Annotated in this window: 13 protein-coding genes; 9 read left to right on the forward strand and 4 right to left on the reverse strand. The window is 73.3% G+C overall.

The window, feature by feature from the left end; translation table 11 throughout:
- Window positions 1–33 precede the first annotated feature (33 nt).
- The 3 genes from rsmI (at window position 34) to ACVWW9_RS08710 (ending at window position 3,270) form a co-directional block, all read left to right on the forward strand.
- Window positions 34–855: a 16S rRNA (cytidine(1402)-2'-O)-methyltransferase gene (rsmI, locus tag ACVWW9_RS08700; RefSeq protein ID WP_456515164.1), complete on the forward strand. Its 822-nt coding sequence runs from the start codon at window positions 34–36 to the stop codon at window positions 853–855.
- 54 nt (window positions 856–909) lie between these two features.
- Window positions 910–2,460 carry a methionine--tRNA ligase gene (gene metG / locus ACVWW9_RS08705; protein WP_456515165.1) on the forward strand — a complete coding sequence of 517 codons (1,551 nt, stop codon included), beginning with the start codon at window positions 910–912 and terminating at the stop codon, window positions 2,458–2,460.
- Window positions 2,461–2,802: 342 nt separating this feature from the next.
- Entirely contained in the window at window positions 2,803–3,270 is a 468-nt protein-coding gene (locus tag ACVWW9_RS08710; protein ID WP_456515166.1) for an SRPBCC domain-containing protein, read from the forward strand.
- Between the two features lie 138 nt (window positions 3,271–3,408).
- Here the strand turns inward: ACVWW9_RS08710 and ACVWW9_RS08715 are convergent, their stop codons facing one another.
- Window positions 3,409–3,993 carry a hypothetical protein gene (locus ACVWW9_RS08715; protein ID WP_456515167.1) on the reverse strand — a complete coding sequence of 195 codons (585 nt, stop codon included), beginning with the start codon at window positions 3,991–3,993 and terminating at the stop codon, window positions 3,409–3,411.
- 114 nt (window positions 3,994–4,107) lie between these two features.
- Here ACVWW9_RS08715 and ACVWW9_RS08720 point away from each other — a divergent pair, with 114 nt between their 5' ends.
- Window positions 4,108–5,061, forward strand: a complete 954-nt coding sequence (locus tag ACVWW9_RS08720; protein WP_456515168.1) for a TatD family hydrolase — start codon at window positions 4,108–4,110, stop codon at window positions 5,059–5,061.
- A 3-nt stretch (window positions 5,062–5,064) separates the two neighbouring features.
- On the opposite strand, the gene ACVWW9_RS08725 is transcribed toward ACVWW9_RS08720, so the two are convergent.
- Window positions 5,065–6,054, reverse strand: coding sequence for a hypothetical protein (locus ACVWW9_RS08725; protein WP_456515169.1), 990 nt, complete (start codon window positions 6,052–6,054; stop codon window positions 5,065–5,067).
- A 171-nt stretch (window positions 6,055–6,225) separates the two neighbouring features.
- On the opposite strand from ACVWW9_RS08725, the gene rsmA reads away from it, so the two are divergent.
- Entirely contained in the window at window positions 6,226–7,137 is a 912-nt protein-coding gene (rsmA, locus tag ACVWW9_RS08730; RefSeq protein ID WP_456515170.1) for a 16S rRNA (adenine(1518)-N(6)/adenine(1519)-N(6))-dimethyltransferase RsmA, read from the forward strand.
- Entirely contained in the window at window positions 7,137–7,667 is a 531-nt protein-coding gene (locus tag ACVWW9_RS08735) for a hypothetical protein (protein WP_456515171.1), read from the forward strand. The genes rsmA and ACVWW9_RS08735 overlap by 1 nt, the downstream gene beginning before the upstream one ends.
- A 20-nt stretch (window positions 7,668–7,687) precedes the next feature.
- Here the strand turns inward: ACVWW9_RS08735 and ACVWW9_RS08740 are convergent, their stop codons facing one another.
- Window positions 7,688–8,080, reverse strand: coding sequence for an MmcQ/YjbR family DNA-binding protein (locus ACVWW9_RS08740; protein ID WP_456515172.1), 393 nt, complete (start codon window positions 8,078–8,080; stop codon window positions 7,688–7,690).
- A gap of 61 nt (window positions 8,081–8,141) precedes the next feature.
- Here ACVWW9_RS08740 and ACVWW9_RS08745 point away from each other — a divergent pair, with 61 nt between their 5' ends.
- Window positions 8,142–9,074: a 4-(cytidine 5'-diphospho)-2-C-methyl-D-erythritol kinase gene (locus ACVWW9_RS08745; RefSeq protein WP_354255801.1), complete on the forward strand. Its 933-nt coding sequence runs from the start codon at window positions 8,142–8,144 to the stop codon at window positions 9,072–9,074.
- Window positions 9,075–9,242: 168 nt separating this feature from the next.
- On the opposite strand, the gene ACVWW9_RS08750 is transcribed toward ACVWW9_RS08745, so the two are convergent.
- On the reverse strand, window positions 9,243–10,133 hold the full coding sequence (locus ACVWW9_RS08750) for an SGNH/GDSL hydrolase family protein (RefSeq protein ID WP_456515173.1): 891 nt from the start codon (window positions 10,131–10,133) through the stop codon (window positions 9,243–9,245).
- Window positions 10,134–10,332: 199 nt separating this feature from the next.
- Between ACVWW9_RS08750 and ACVWW9_RS08755 the strand changes: the two genes are divergently transcribed.
- On the forward strand, window positions 10,333–12,123 hold the full coding sequence (locus ACVWW9_RS08755) for an ABC-F family ATP-binding cassette domain-containing protein (protein ID WP_456515174.1): 1,791 nt from the start codon (window positions 10,333–10,335) through the stop codon (window positions 12,121–12,123).
- 94 nt (window positions 12,124–12,217) lie between these two features.
- Window positions 12,218–12,904: an MtrAB system response regulator MtrA gene (gene mtrA, locus ACVWW9_RS08760; RefSeq protein ID WP_123697303.1), complete on the forward strand. Its 687-nt coding sequence runs from the start codon at window positions 12,218–12,220 to the stop codon at window positions 12,902–12,904.
- Window positions 12,905–12,912 lie beyond the last annotated feature (8 nt).

Below are 12,912 nucleotides of genomic sequence, written 5' to 3' on the forward strand. Positions count from 1 at the left end.
GGGCTCCCGCAGCCGCGGGATACCCTCGACCGCGTGATCATCCTCGGCGCGACGCCCATCGGCAACCTGGGCGACGCGAGCGGTCGGCTGCGCGAGGCGCTCACCACGGCCCCGATCATCGCCGCCGAGGACACCCGCACGGCCCGCCAGCTCATCCGTGCCCTGGGCCTTGAGGCGCAGCCGCAGCTCGTCGCCCTCCACGAGCACAACGAGGAGGCCGCGTCGCCCGCCCTCGTCGAGCGCGCTCGCGCCGAGGACGTGCTCGTGCTCACCGACGCCGGCATGCCGACCGTGAGCGACCCCGGGTTCCGGCTCGTGCAGGCCGCGGTCGCCGCGGGCGTCGCGGTGACGTGCCTGCCCGGCCCGTCCGCGGTGCTCACGGCGCTCGCCCTCTCGGGCCTGCCGACCGACCGGTTCGCGTTCGACGGCTTCCTGCCGCGGAAGGCGGGGGAGCGCGACCGGATGCTCGCCTCGGTCGCCCGCGAGGAGCGCACCCTCGTGCTGTTCGAGGCGCCGCACCGCCTCGCCGACTCGATCGAGGCGATCGCCCGCGCGATGCCCGAGCGCCGCATCGCCGTCTGCCGCGAGCTCACGAAGCGCTTCGAGGAGGTGCGCCGCGGCACGGCCGCCGAGCTCGTCGACTGGGCGAGGGCCGGCGTGAAGGGCGAGATCGTCATCGTCATCGAGGGCGCCGTGCCCGTGCTCGCCGACCTCGACGCGGCGGTCGAGCAGGTGCTGCGGCTCAAGGCCGGCGGGATGCGGCTCAAGGAGGCCGCGGCGGAGGTCGCGGAGGCGACCGGGCACCCGCGGAACGCGCTCTACCAGGCCGCGCTCGCGAATCCGACGACCGCCTGACGCCGGGCGTCACACGCTCGGCCGCTCTGCGGCCGCGCGCCTAGACTGGACCCCATGCCCGAGCGCTTCACCGTCACGACGCCGATCTACTACGTCAACGACGTGCCGCACATCGGGCACGCCTACAACGAGGTCGCGACCGACGTGCTCGCCCGCTGGCACCGGCAGCGCGGTGACGACACCTGGATGCTCACCGGCACCGACGAGCACGGCCAGAAGATCATGCGCACCGCCGCCGCGAACGGCGTGAGCCCGCAGGAGTGGACCGACCGACTGGTCGAGACCGCCTGGATCCCGCAGCTCGAGCTGCTGAACATCGCGAACGACGACTTCATCCGCACGACGGACGAGCGCCACAAGGCGGGCGTGCGCATCTTCCTCGAGCGCCTGAGGGAGGCCGGGTACATCTACCACGGCGAGTTCGAGGGCCAGTACTGCGTCGGCTGCGAGGAGTACAAGACGCCGAACGATCTGGTGCCGGGCACGGGCGAGTTCGAGGGCCAGCTCGTCTGCGCCATCCACTCCCGCCCGATCGAGACGGTGCGCGAGGCGAACTACTTCTTCAAGCTGTCGGAGTTCGGCGACCGCCTGCTCGCGCTCTACGACGAGCGCCCCGACTACGTGCAGCCCGAGCACGTGCGCAACGAGGTGCGGCAGTTCGTCAAGCAGGGCCTCAACGACCTGTCGATCAGCCGCAACACCTTCGACTGGGGCATCAAGGTGCCGTGGGACGAGACGCACGTCGTCTACGTCTGGTTCGAGGCGCTCCTCAACTACATCACCGCCAACGGCTACGGCGTCGACGAGGAGCGCTTCGCCCGCCGCTGGCCGGCCACCCACATCGTCGGCAAGGACATCGCCCGCTTCCACGCGGTCATCTGGCCGGCCATGCAGATGGCGGCGGGGCTCGAGATCTCGGAGCACGTCTTCGGCCACGGCTGGCTGCTGGTCGGTGGCGAGAAGATGTCGAAGTCGAAGGCGACCGGCATCGAGCCGCGCCAGATCACCGGGGTCTTCGGCGTCGACGCGTTCCGCTACTACTTCATGTCGGCGATCGCGTTCGGCTCCGACGGCTCGTTCTCGTGGGAGGACCTCGACGCGCGGTACCACTCCGAGCTCGCCAACGGCCTCGGCAACCTCGCGAGCCGCGTCATCGCGATGGTGCACAAGTACTGCGACGGCGTCGTGCCGGCGGTCGCCATCGACGACGACATCCAGACGATCGTGGCGGATGCGGTGCGTCGCGCCGACGAGGCGATCGACCGGTTCGCGATCGACGAGTCGGTCGACGCCGCGATGGCGATCGTCGAGCGGCTGAACGGCTACATCACCGAGCAGGCGCCGTGGGTGCTCGCGAAGGACGACGCGCAGCGCGACCGGCTCGCGGCGGTGCTCGCCTCGAACGTGCACGGCATCGGCGCGGTCGCGGTGCTGCTCGCGCCCGTCATGCCGGAGTCGGCGCAGAAGCTGTGGGCGGCCATCGGGGGCGAGGGCGACGTGCTCGCGCAGCCGATCCGCGAGGCGCACTGCTGGGAGGGCACTGGCCGCGTCACGACGGTGCCGCCGCTCTTCCCGCGCATCGAGCAGGCGCAGCCCGCGGCCTGACCGGCACCCTCTGCTGATCGAGTAGTAGCCGGGCGGAGCCCGGCCGCGTATCGAGATCGGGGCTGTCGTGCGCTGGGGGGTCGTCTCGATACGCGGCGCCTCCGGCGCTGCTACTCGACGAGCGGGGTGGGCGGCCCCTGCTGATCGAGTAGCAGCCGGACGGAGTCCGGCCGCGTATCGAGATCACGGCTGGACGCTGCGAGGTCGTCTCGATACGCGGCGCCTCCGGCGCTGCTACTCGACGAGCGGGGAAGGGCGCTGCTACTCGACGAGCGGGTTGGGCGGAGCCCGGCCGCGTATCGAGATCACGCGCAGCGGAGGAGCGGCGCGTAGTGTCGCCGCATGGCCACCACCACCCACGAGCGCATCGGGTCGCAGTCGATCGTCCACCGCCGCGAGTTCGAGGCACCCGCCGCCGCGGTGCAGCGCGCGCACACGACCGCTGAGATCTTCTCGCAGTGGATGGGCCCGCGCGGCTCGCGCCTGCGCGTCGAGCACTTCGAGCCGCGCACCGGCGGCCGCTTCGATTACACGGTCGAGATGGGTGGCGACTGGCGCTTCTGGGGCTCGTACCACGAGGTGGTGCAGGGGCGCATCGTGCACACCTGGGAGTTCCAGGCGGAGCCCGGCCGGCCCACGCTCGAGGTGCTGGAGTTCCGTGACCTGCCCGACGGCCGCAGCTCGCTCGAGATCACGTCGACGTACGCGTCGGCAGCCGACTGCGACGCGATGGTGGCCTCCGGCATCGACGGCGGCATGGACGAGGACTTCGAGCGGCTCGACGAGGCCCTCGCGCGGCTCGCGCGCTGACGGGAGCGGGCGGGCAGGTCGCGCGCGGGTCGTCACGGAGTCGATCAGCGAGCAGTTGCACCGAACGGCTGTTCTAGACGCGCGTGAAGCGCAGGACCGTGCACGTCGTGGTCCGTTCCACTCTTCCGCGCGCCGCCGCTACCGCCCGGGCAGCGTCAACGTGAACTCGTGCTCGAGGCCCACCACCGCGAGCTCCACCTCGGCGCTCGCGTCGATCCCGGCTGGCACCGGGATCGCGTAGGTGCGCGCGCCATCCGGCGCCTCGCACGTGGTCGGCACCTCGACGGCCACGACGATGCGGGTCGTCGACTCGACCTCCGGCGCGCCCGCGAACGCCCAGCAGCTGGCCGTCGCGGGCAACGACAGCGCGATGAGCACGGGCCGCTCGATCCACGTCGCGACCGCGCCGAGCCGCAGGACGTCGTCGACGGATGCGCCGCTGTGCTCGGGCAGGCCGGGCGTGCCCGGGTCGCCGCTCGGGCTCGGAGCCGTCGAGGTCATCGCCGAGGGCGGGGAGGTGCTGGGCGCGGCGGAGCCGTTCGGGTCGCCGGTCGCGCCATCGTCTCCCGCCGGAGCCTCGCCGGACGGGGACTGGTACGCCTCCGGTGCCTCGGCCGGCGTCGTGCCCGGCGCCGTCGACTCGCCCCCGCGGTCGCCGGCTGCGCACCCGCTCGAGGCGAGCACAGCCGCGACGGCGACGGGCAGGGCGAGCAGTCTCAGCATGCCGGGAGGCCTCCAGACGGGTCGTTGCACCGGCCATGCTGGCATCGGATCCATCGGAGAACCTGGACGGGGACTCGGCATCGGCTTGGGCGTCGCGCTCGTAGGCTGGTGGCCATGCCTGCAAGCCACGACGGGACCGCACCCTTCGACAGCACCGCCGACCGACTCTCCGACGGCCCCCGCGAGACGACCCTGCCGGGTGGGGAGTACATCCGCGAGCGGCACGACGACGGCAAGCGCGACACGACCCGGCCGCCCGTGCCCGAGCCGCTCGGCGTGCCGATCTACGACAACCACACGCACCTCGAGATCAAGGACGGCGAGCACTTCCCCTACTGGGCGGCGCTCGACGCAGCCGAGCAGGCGGGGGTCGCTGGCGTCATCCAGGTGGGCGGCGATGTCGAGTCGTCGGAGTGGTCGGCGGCGCTCGCGGCGCAGGACCCGCGCGTGCTCGCCGCCGTCGCGATCCACCCGAACGAGGCGCCCGGCTACGCCGACGCCGACACGCTCTTCGACGCGCTCGCCACCATCGACGCGCTCGCCGCGCAGCCGCGCGTTCGGGCGGTCGGCGAGACGGGGCTCGACTTCTTCCGCACCGGCGACGACGGGCGTCGCGCCCAGTTCGAGTCGTTCGAGGCACACATCGACATCGCGAAGCGCCACGGCATCGCGCTGCAGATCCACGACCGCGACGCGCACGACGACGTGGTCGAGACGCTCCTGCGCGTGGGCGCACCCGAGACGACCGTCTTCCACTGCTTCTCCGGCGACGAGCACCTCGCGCGGATCGCAGCCGAGCACGGCTGGTACCTGTCGTTCGCGGGCACCGTCACGTTCTCGAACGCGAAGAACCTGCACGCGGCGCTCGCGGTCGCCGACCGCAGCCGGATCCTCGTCGAGACGGATGCGCCGTTCCTCACGCCCGCCCCGCACCGCGGTCGACCGAACAGCCCCTACCTCACGCCGCTCACCGTCCGCTTCATCGCCGACCGGCTCGGGGTCGAGGCCGACGTCATCGCGGCCGAGACCGCCGCCAACACGCTGCGCGCGTACGGCACCTGGGACTGACGACTACGGCGCGCTGAGCAGGTCGTCGGGCTGCAGGGCGAGCACCGTCGAGCTGTCTGCAGCGGTCGTGCCCGTCACGGTCACCTCGGCGGGCAGCGTGCCGGAGACGGGCTCCTCGAGCTCGAACTGCCAGCCGTAGAGGTGGAAGTCGGCGCTGCAGTCCATCGGTTCGCTCGGGAACTCGAACGAGACGGCGATGGCGCTGATGCCCGTGGTGCGCGCGGCGACGGGCGTCGGCACGCACCCGGCGACGCCCGAGCCGCCCAGGATCACCGCGAGCCGCCGTCCCGGCTCGATCCAGCGCACCTGCGCGTCCTGCATCGTGACGTCGGCCTCGGGCAGCTGGTCGGGCGGGATGGGCGAGGGCGCCGCGCCCTCGGCCGACGGCTCGGGGATGAGCGACGGCTGCGGGTCGGCGGTCGGCCCCGCGTCGAGCAGGTCGTCGGCACCGATCCGGACCTCGGTGGTCTCGTCCTCTCCGCGGAGGTTCACGAGCTCCACCACGGTGGGCAGGTCGACGGGCACGCTCATCGGGAGGGCGAGCTCCCAGCCGTGCAGGCGGTAGTCGGCCGTGCAGGCGATCGCCGCGTCGGGCGGGTCGAAGGACACGACGACGGCAGCGCCCACCGCTCCGAGCTCGGCCGCATGCGGCTGCGGGATGCACTCGCCACCCCCGCCCGAGCCGCCGATGACGACGGCGATCGACTCGCCCGGCTCCAGCCAGCGCACGGCGTAGCCCTCGCTGCTCACCTCATCGAAGAGCCCCTCGGCCTGCAGCAGGTCGTCGGCGAGCGCCACGGGCGCGGCGCCGGTGTCGCCGGCAGCGCTCGGCTCGGGCGGCGCGGTGGTGGGCGAGGCGCCCGGCGACGCGCACGCGGCCAGCAGCGCCGCGGAGCCGGCGAGCGCGACGAAGCCGAGCATCCGACGCGACCGGGCGGTCGGCGCGCCAGCAGGAGCGATGGCGGTGAGCGAGTGGCTCTCGGATCGGCGCACGGCGGTGTCCTCTCTGGCGGGCGGTCTCCCCGCACGCTCTGACATGTCCAGTGTCGGGTCGAGGTCACGCCCGCTCGGTCACGATTCGGCCACGTTCCGGCATCCTCGGTCTCAGCATCCTGCCCGAGACCGCTGGGCGCGCCCGCCGCGCGCGCGGCATAGGGTCGATGGATGAGCATCGACAGCCAGGCCGGCGAGGCGCGACCGGGTGGACGCAGCGCCGAGGCGCTCCTGGGGCCGACCGAGATCCGCGCGCTCGCGCTGACGCTCGAGCTGACGCCGACGAAGCGCTGGGGCCAGAACTTCGTCGTCGACGCGAACACGGTGCGGCGCATCGTCAGGACCGCGGATGTCGCAGGCCGCGACGTCGTCGAGGTCGGGCCGGGACTCGGGTCGCTCACGCTCGGGCTCACCGAGGTCGGCGCGCGCGTCGCGGCCGTCGAGATCGACCCGCGGCTGGCCGAGCTGCTGCCGCGGACCGTGGAGCGCAAGCAGCCGGAGGCGCGGCTCGAGGTTGTGCACCACGACGCCCTCACGATCGAGGCGCTGCCCTTCGAGCCGCAGGCGATCGTCGCGAACCTGCCGTACAACGTCTCGGTGCCGGTGCTCATCCACCTGCTCGAGCGCTTCCCGACGATCGACCGGGCGCTCGTGATGGTGCAGGCGGAGGTCGGGCACCGGCTCGCCGCCCCGCCCGGATCGAAGGTCTACGGCTCGCCGAGCGCGAAGGTCGCCTGGTGGGGCCAGTGGGCGCTCGAGGGCGAGGTCTCGCGGCAGATCTTCTGGCCGGTGCCCAACGTCGACAGCGTGCTCGTGGGCTTCCGGCGCGGCCCGGAGCGCGGCGACGAGGCGCTCCGGCGCCGCACGTTCCGCGTCATCGACGGCGCCTTCGGGCAGCGGCGGAAGATGCTGCGGCAGGCGCTGTCCGGCGTCTTCGGGTCGTCCGGCGCGGCGACCGCCGTGCTCGAGCGCGCCGGGGTGGAGCCGACGCTGCGCGGCGAGGCGCTCGACCTCGACGACTTCATCCGCATCGCCGAGGCGGCCGATGCGCCCGACGTGCCCGCATCCGCACCGGACGCCTGATGGTCGACCGGATCGACCGCAACATGGGTGCCGAGGCGATGCGCGCGGCGACCGGCCGCTCGCACGTCGAGTGGCGCGACCTGCTCGAGGCTGCCGGCGCGCTCGAGTGGAGCCACCGGCAGATCGCTGACTGGCTCGTCGCCGAGCACGGCGTCGAGCCGTGGTGGTCGCAGGGCATCACCGTCGACTTCGAGCAGGACCGCAAGGGCAGGCTCCCGGGCCAGCAGGCCGACGGCACGTTCTCGGTCTCGCAGACGCGCACCGTGCCGGGGGAGCGGCTGCAGGCGCTCGCGGCGGTGCGCGCCGAGGTCGAGGCCCGCTGCGGCGCCGCGCATGGCGAGAACCTCGCGGCAGCGCAGCCGGTGGTGCGCTGGCGGCTCGGCGACGGCACGCGCCTCGCGGCCGCGGCGCAGCAGCCCAACCGGTCGGGCACGCCCGTCAACCTGACGATCGAGCGGCTGCCGGATGCGGCGCCCATGGAGACGGCGAAGGACGAGATCGCGGCGATCTTCGCGGCCGTCGCGCGCTGATCCGGCGCCGCTGATCCGGCTCAGCGCGATCGCGCGTCGAGCTCCGCGACCAGCCGCTTCGGGGCCGTCACGCGGAACGACGCGTCGATGAGCTCGGCGACGCGCTCCCAGTCGGCGTCCTCGAGCTCGACCGCGATCCATCCGTAGGGCCCGAGGTAGGCGGGCGCGATCGCGCCCTCCTCGAGCATCGCGAGCCGCTCGTCCGGCTCGAGCAGCACGGTCAGGCGCTGCGGGTGGACGCCAGAGACGTGCTCCTCCTTCGTCGTGCCGGCGTAGTAGGCGAACACCTTCGTCGTGAAGAACGCCGGGCGACCGTGCGAGATCTTCTCCTGCGCACCCGGGAGCGCGAGGGCGATCGCCCGCACCCGCGCGAGCAGCGGATCCGCCGGATCGAACATGATCTCGTGCGCCATGAGGGGAGGGTAGCGCCGGGGCTCGCAGGAAGCGTCTCGCGAGCGCACTAGGTTGGATGCCGTGGCGCAGGGCAGTCGGAGGAGCACGGTGCGGGCGAAGGCGCCCGGCAAGATCAACGTGCACCTGGGCGTCGGTGCGCTGCAGGACGACGGCTACCACGACGTCGCGACCGCCTACCAGGCCGTGAGCCTGCACGAGTTCGTCGAGGCGACCGAGGCCGACGACTTCTCGGTGCGCTTCTCTGGCCCGGTGCCGCACGAGCACCTCTCGACCGGCGCCGACAACCTGGCGATCCGCGCCGCGATGGCGCTCGCGCGTCGCGGCCGCGTCACCGGCGGCGTCTCGCTGTCGATCGAGAAGCACGTGCCGATCGCCGGCGGCATGGGCGGGGGCTCGGCCGACGCCGCGGCGACGCTCGTCGCGTGCGACGAGCTGTGGGGGTTGCACCTGGGCCGTGAGGCGCTGCACGACATCGCCAGGGAGCTGGGGGCCGACGTGCCGTTCGCGCTCGCCGGCGGCACCGCCGTCGGCACCGGTCGCGGCGATCGGCTCACGCCTGCGCTCGCTCGCGGGCAGTTCCACTGGGTGCTCGCCTACACCGAGGCAGGCCTGTCGACCCCCGACGTCTATCGTGCGCTCGACGAGCACCGCGCGCTGCACGCCGCCGACATCGCCCCGGCCCACGACGTGCCGACCGTGGACGCGCGGGTGCTGCAGGCGCTGCGGGCGGGTGACCCCTCGATGCTCGCCGAGGTGCTGCAGAACGACCTCCAGGCGCCGGCGCTGCGGCTCATGCCGCGGCTCGCGGGCACGCTCGAGCTGGGGGAGCGCTCGGGTGCGCTCGCCGGCATCGTCTCGGGGTCGGGCCCGACCGTCGCGTTCCTCTGCGACAGCATCGAGTCGGCGATCGAGGTGCAGGCGAGCCTCTCGGCCGCGCAGCTCACGGCGGTCAAGGTGACCGGCCCGGTGCCGGGCGCCCGCCTGATCGACTGACCGGCCGCATCCGCCGCATCCGGCGCACCCGCCCGCGCTCCTCCGCGCGCCCAACGCCGAGAGGTGGCGCTGCGCCCGAGAGGTAGCCGCACGCGGCTACCTCTCGCGCGCACGGCTACCCGTCGCGGGCAGGGCCACCCCTCGAGGGTCGCACGATCGAGGGTCAGCTCAAGGAGCGGTGGCCGCCAGCAGCTCGTCCCGGATGCGGTCGTTGCCCAGCTGCGACGGGTGCGTGTAGTCCTCTGCCAGCAGGTCGCCGGCCGCCGTGCGCCCGTCGGCGCCGTTGAACGGCGCGAGCAGGTCGACGCACGTCCCGCCGGCCACCTCCGTCTCGGCGCAGACAGCGTCGCGCCACTGCTCGAGCGCGCTCACGACCACGTCCTGCGCCGCGGTCGAGTCCTCCGGAGCGCGGGCGTCGAGCGCCTCCCACCCCGTCCACGCGTTGTAGGACGTCAGCGTGAGCAGCTCCGCGTCCGCCGCGCGCGCACGGATCTCGGCGAGCAGCTGCGCGTAATCGGCGCGGACGGCCGCCGTCGCGTCGGTGATGCACTCGGGCGTCGTCGCGATCAGGGTGTCGATCACCTGCTCGTCGGTCTCGACTGCGCCGACGCACGGTGCATCGGGCTGCCAGTAGGGCGGCTGGTCGTTGAAGCCGGCAGAGAGGATGACGGTCTGCGCGCTCGCGAGCGCGGTGTCGACGGTGCCGCGCTCCACCTGCTCGAGGATGTCGGCGACCCGGGCGCCATCGTGGCGCGACAGGTTCTGCACCTGCGGGGCGCCACCCTGCGCCTCGCCCACCGCGGCGGCGTACGCGTCGACGAAGCCCGTGCATCCGGGGCAGTCCTCGGGGGCGTTGAACGGGATCGAGTCGCCGAGCACCACGAGCTGGCCCGCGGGCGGGGTCGAGGATGCGTCAGGCGCAGCGGCGGGATCGGAGGTGGGCGCCGCGCTGTCGCTCGGCGCCGCGGCGGCGCAGCCCGTGAGCAGCACCGCGACGGCGACGGCCGCCGCGCCGAGTCGAGCGAACGGCCGGCGTGACCGGATCGGGGAGTCGAGCATCGGGCACCTGCGATCGATCGATCCTGCGGATGCGCTGTCGCGAGCTCGTGGCAGCGGGTGCGGCGCGCCGACCGGCGGCTCGGCATGCCCTGCGCGGCTGCCCCGAGCAGGGGTCGTGCGGCGAGCATGGCACCGGCGTGCGCGCGGCGGAAGGGGCCGATCGGCCCGGCGCCGACGCCGAGTGCGGGATGATGGACGAATGGCTCATCTCCTGGGCGCCGAGCGGGTCGGCGTCGCGTTCCCCACGCGCACCGTCTTCGAATCCATCTCGCTCGGGCTCGACGACGGCGACCGCATCGGCATCGTCGGCCGCAACGGCGACGGCAAGTCGACGCTGCTGCGCGTGCTCGCCGGCAGCCTCGAGCCCACGAGCGGCCGCGTCACCCGCCGTGGCGGCCTGCAGGTCGGCGTGCTCGACCAGCGCGACACCCTCGACCCCGACTCGACGATCAGCCACGCGATCGTGGGCGACCGGCCCGAGCACGAGTGGGCGGGCGACGCGCGCATCCGCGACCTGCTCGCCGGCCTCGTCGGCGACCTCGACTGGCACGGGCGCATCGGCGACCTCTCCGGCGGGCAGCGCCGCCGCGTCGCGCTCGCGCAGCTGCTCGCCGGCGACTGGGACGTGCTCTTCCTCGACGAGCCCACCAACCACCTCGACGTGCAGGGCATCGCCTGGCTCGCCGACCACCTGAACGCCCGCTACGCGTCGGGTCGCGGCGCCTTCGTCGCCGTGACGCACGACCGGTGGTTCCTGGATGCGGTGTGCACCGGCACGTGGGAGGTGCACGACCAGCTCGTCGAGCCCTTCGAGGGCGGCTACGCGGCCTACGTGCTGCAGCGCGTCGAGCGCGACCGGATGGCTGCGGCGAGCGAGGCGAAGCGGCAGAACCTCATGAAGAAGGAGCTCGCGTGGCTCCGCCGCGGCGCGCCCGCCCGCACCGCGAAGCCGAAGTTCCGCATCGACGCCGCGACGCAGCTCATCGAGGACGAGCCGCCCGTGCGCGACCCGATCCAGCTCGCGCAGCTCGCCGCGACGCGGCTCGGCAAGGACGTCGTCGATGTCGTCGACGCCTCCGTCGAGCTCGGCGGCCGCACGATCCTCGACGACGTCACCTGGCGCATCGCGCCGGGCGAGCGCGCAGGCGTGCTGGGCCGCAACGGCGCCGGCAAGTCGACGCTGCTCGCGCTCATCGCCGGCCGCATCCGCCCCACGTCGGGCCGCGTGAAGACCGGCAAGACGGTGAAGATCGCCGAGCTCACGCAGGAGCTCGCCGAGCTCGCGCAGCACGAGGACGACCCGGTGCGCACCGTGGTCGCGAACCTCAAGACGAGCTACGCCTCGGGCGGCAAGGAGCTGACGCCCGGACAGCTGCTCGAGCGGCTCGGCTTCCGCTCGGGGGAGCTGTCGACGCTCGTCAAGGACCTCTCCGGCGGTCAGCGCCGCCGCCTGCAGCTGCTGCTGATCCTGCTCGACGAGCCCAACGTGCTCATCCTCGACGAGCCGACGAACGACCTCGACACCGACATGCTCGCCGCGATGGAGGACGTGCTCGACTCCTGGGCCGGCTGCCTCATCGTCGTCAGCCACGACCGCTACCTCATCGAGCGGGTCACCGACCACCAGTACGCCATCTTCGACGGACGCCTGCAGCACGTGCCGGGCGGTGTGGATGCGTACCTGGCGATGTCGGGCAAGGGCTCGGTGGGCAAGGCGTCCAGCGCCGACGCCAAGGGCGACGCTCAGGCGGCACCCGCGGGGCTCAGCGGTGCCGAGCGCCGCGCGCTCGAGAAGGAGGCCGCGAGCCTCGACCGGCGGCTCGCGAAGGCGACCTCGCAGCGCAAGGGCGTGCTCGACCGCTTCGAGGTCGTCGACCACAGCGACCTGGGCGCGCTCAGCGCGCTCCAGGCAGAGCTCGCCGAGGTCGACGGGCGCATCGCCGAGCTCGAGGAGCAGTGGCTCGAGACCCACGAGGGCCTCGAGGCCTGAGGCTCCCGGGGAGCGGCGGGCCGGGCCCTGGATCCAGTCGGCTCGGATAGTCTGACGAGAGCCGCGCCGCCTGCGCCGGCGGAAGGGGTCCGCGATGACGGAGCAGACGATCCTCGTCGTCGACGACGACCCGGCGCTCGCCGAGATGATCGGCATCGTGCTGAGCGGCGAGGGCTACCAGCTCGAGTTCTGCGCCGACGGCGCCGCGGCCGTCGACCGCTTCCACGAGGTGAAGCCCGACCTCGTGCTGCTCGACCTCATGCTGCCCGGCAAGGACGGCATCCAGATCTGCACCGAGCTGCGCGCCGAGTCCGGCGTGCCGATCATCATGCTCACCGCGAAGGGCGACCCGACCGACATCGTCGTCGGCCTCGAGTCCGGCGCCGACGACTACATCACGAAGCCCTTCAACCCGAAGGAGCTCGTCGCCCGCGTGCGCACGCGACTGCGCCCGCAGCGGCAGGCCGACGCCGGCGTGCTCAAGGTCGCCGACCTCGAGATCGACGTCGAGGGCCACCAGGTGCGCCGCGGCGGCGACCCGATCGCGCTCACGCCGCTCGAGTTCGAGCTGCTCGTCACGCTCGCCTCGCGGCCGAGCCAGGTGTTCTCGCGCGAGATGCTGCTCGAGCAGGTGTGGGGCTACCACTACAAGGCCGACACGCGCCTCGTGAACGTGCACGTGCAGCGCCTGCGCTCGAAGGTCGAGCGCGACGTCGACAACCCCGTGGTCGTGACGACCGTGCGGGGCGTCGGCTATCGCGCCGGCGCCCCCCAGGCCTGAGGCCGCGC

Source organism: Agrococcus sp. UYP33 (genome assembly GCF_054060915.1).

Bases quoted from the DNA above. Each gene is read 5' to 3' on its own strand.
- ACVWW9_RS08750 (WP_456515173.1), bottom strand. From the start codon at position 10,133: ATGCTCGACTCCCCGATCCGGTCACGCCGGCCGTTCGCTCGACTCGGC.
- ACVWW9_RS08720 (WP_456515168.1), top strand. From the start codon at position 4,108: ATGCCTGCAAGCCACGACGGGACCGCACCCTTCGACAGCACCGCCGAC.
- ACVWW9_RS08740 (WP_456515172.1), bottom strand. From the start codon at position 8,080: ATGGCGCACGAGATCATGTTCGATCCGGCGGATCCGCTGCTCGCGCGG.
- ACVWW9_RS08755 (WP_456515174.1), top strand. From the start codon at position 10,333: ATGGCTCATCTCCTGGGCGCCGAGCGGGTCGGCGTCGCGTTCCCCACG.
- rsmA (WP_456515170.1), top strand. From the start codon at position 6,226: ATGAGCATCGACAGCCAGGCCGGCGAGGCGCGACCGGGTGGACGCAGC.
- metG (WP_456515165.1), top strand. From the start codon at position 910: ATGCCCGAGCGCTTCACCGTCACGACGCCGATCTACTACGTCAACGAC.
- ACVWW9_RS08735 (WP_456515171.1), top strand. From the start codon at position 7,137: ATGGTCGACCGGATCGACCGCAACATGGGTGCCGAGGCGATGCGCGCG.
- ACVWW9_RS08710 (WP_456515166.1), top strand. From the start codon at position 2,803: ATGGCCACCACCACCCACGAGCGCATCGGGTCGCAGTCGATCGTCCAC.
- mtrA (WP_123697303.1), top strand. From the start codon at position 12,218: ATGACGGAGCAGACGATCCTCGTCGTCGACGACGACCCGGCGCTCGCC.
- ACVWW9_RS08715 (WP_456515167.1), bottom strand. From the start codon at position 3,993: ATGCTGAGACTGCTCGCCCTGCCCGTCGCCGTCGCGGCTGTGCTCGCC.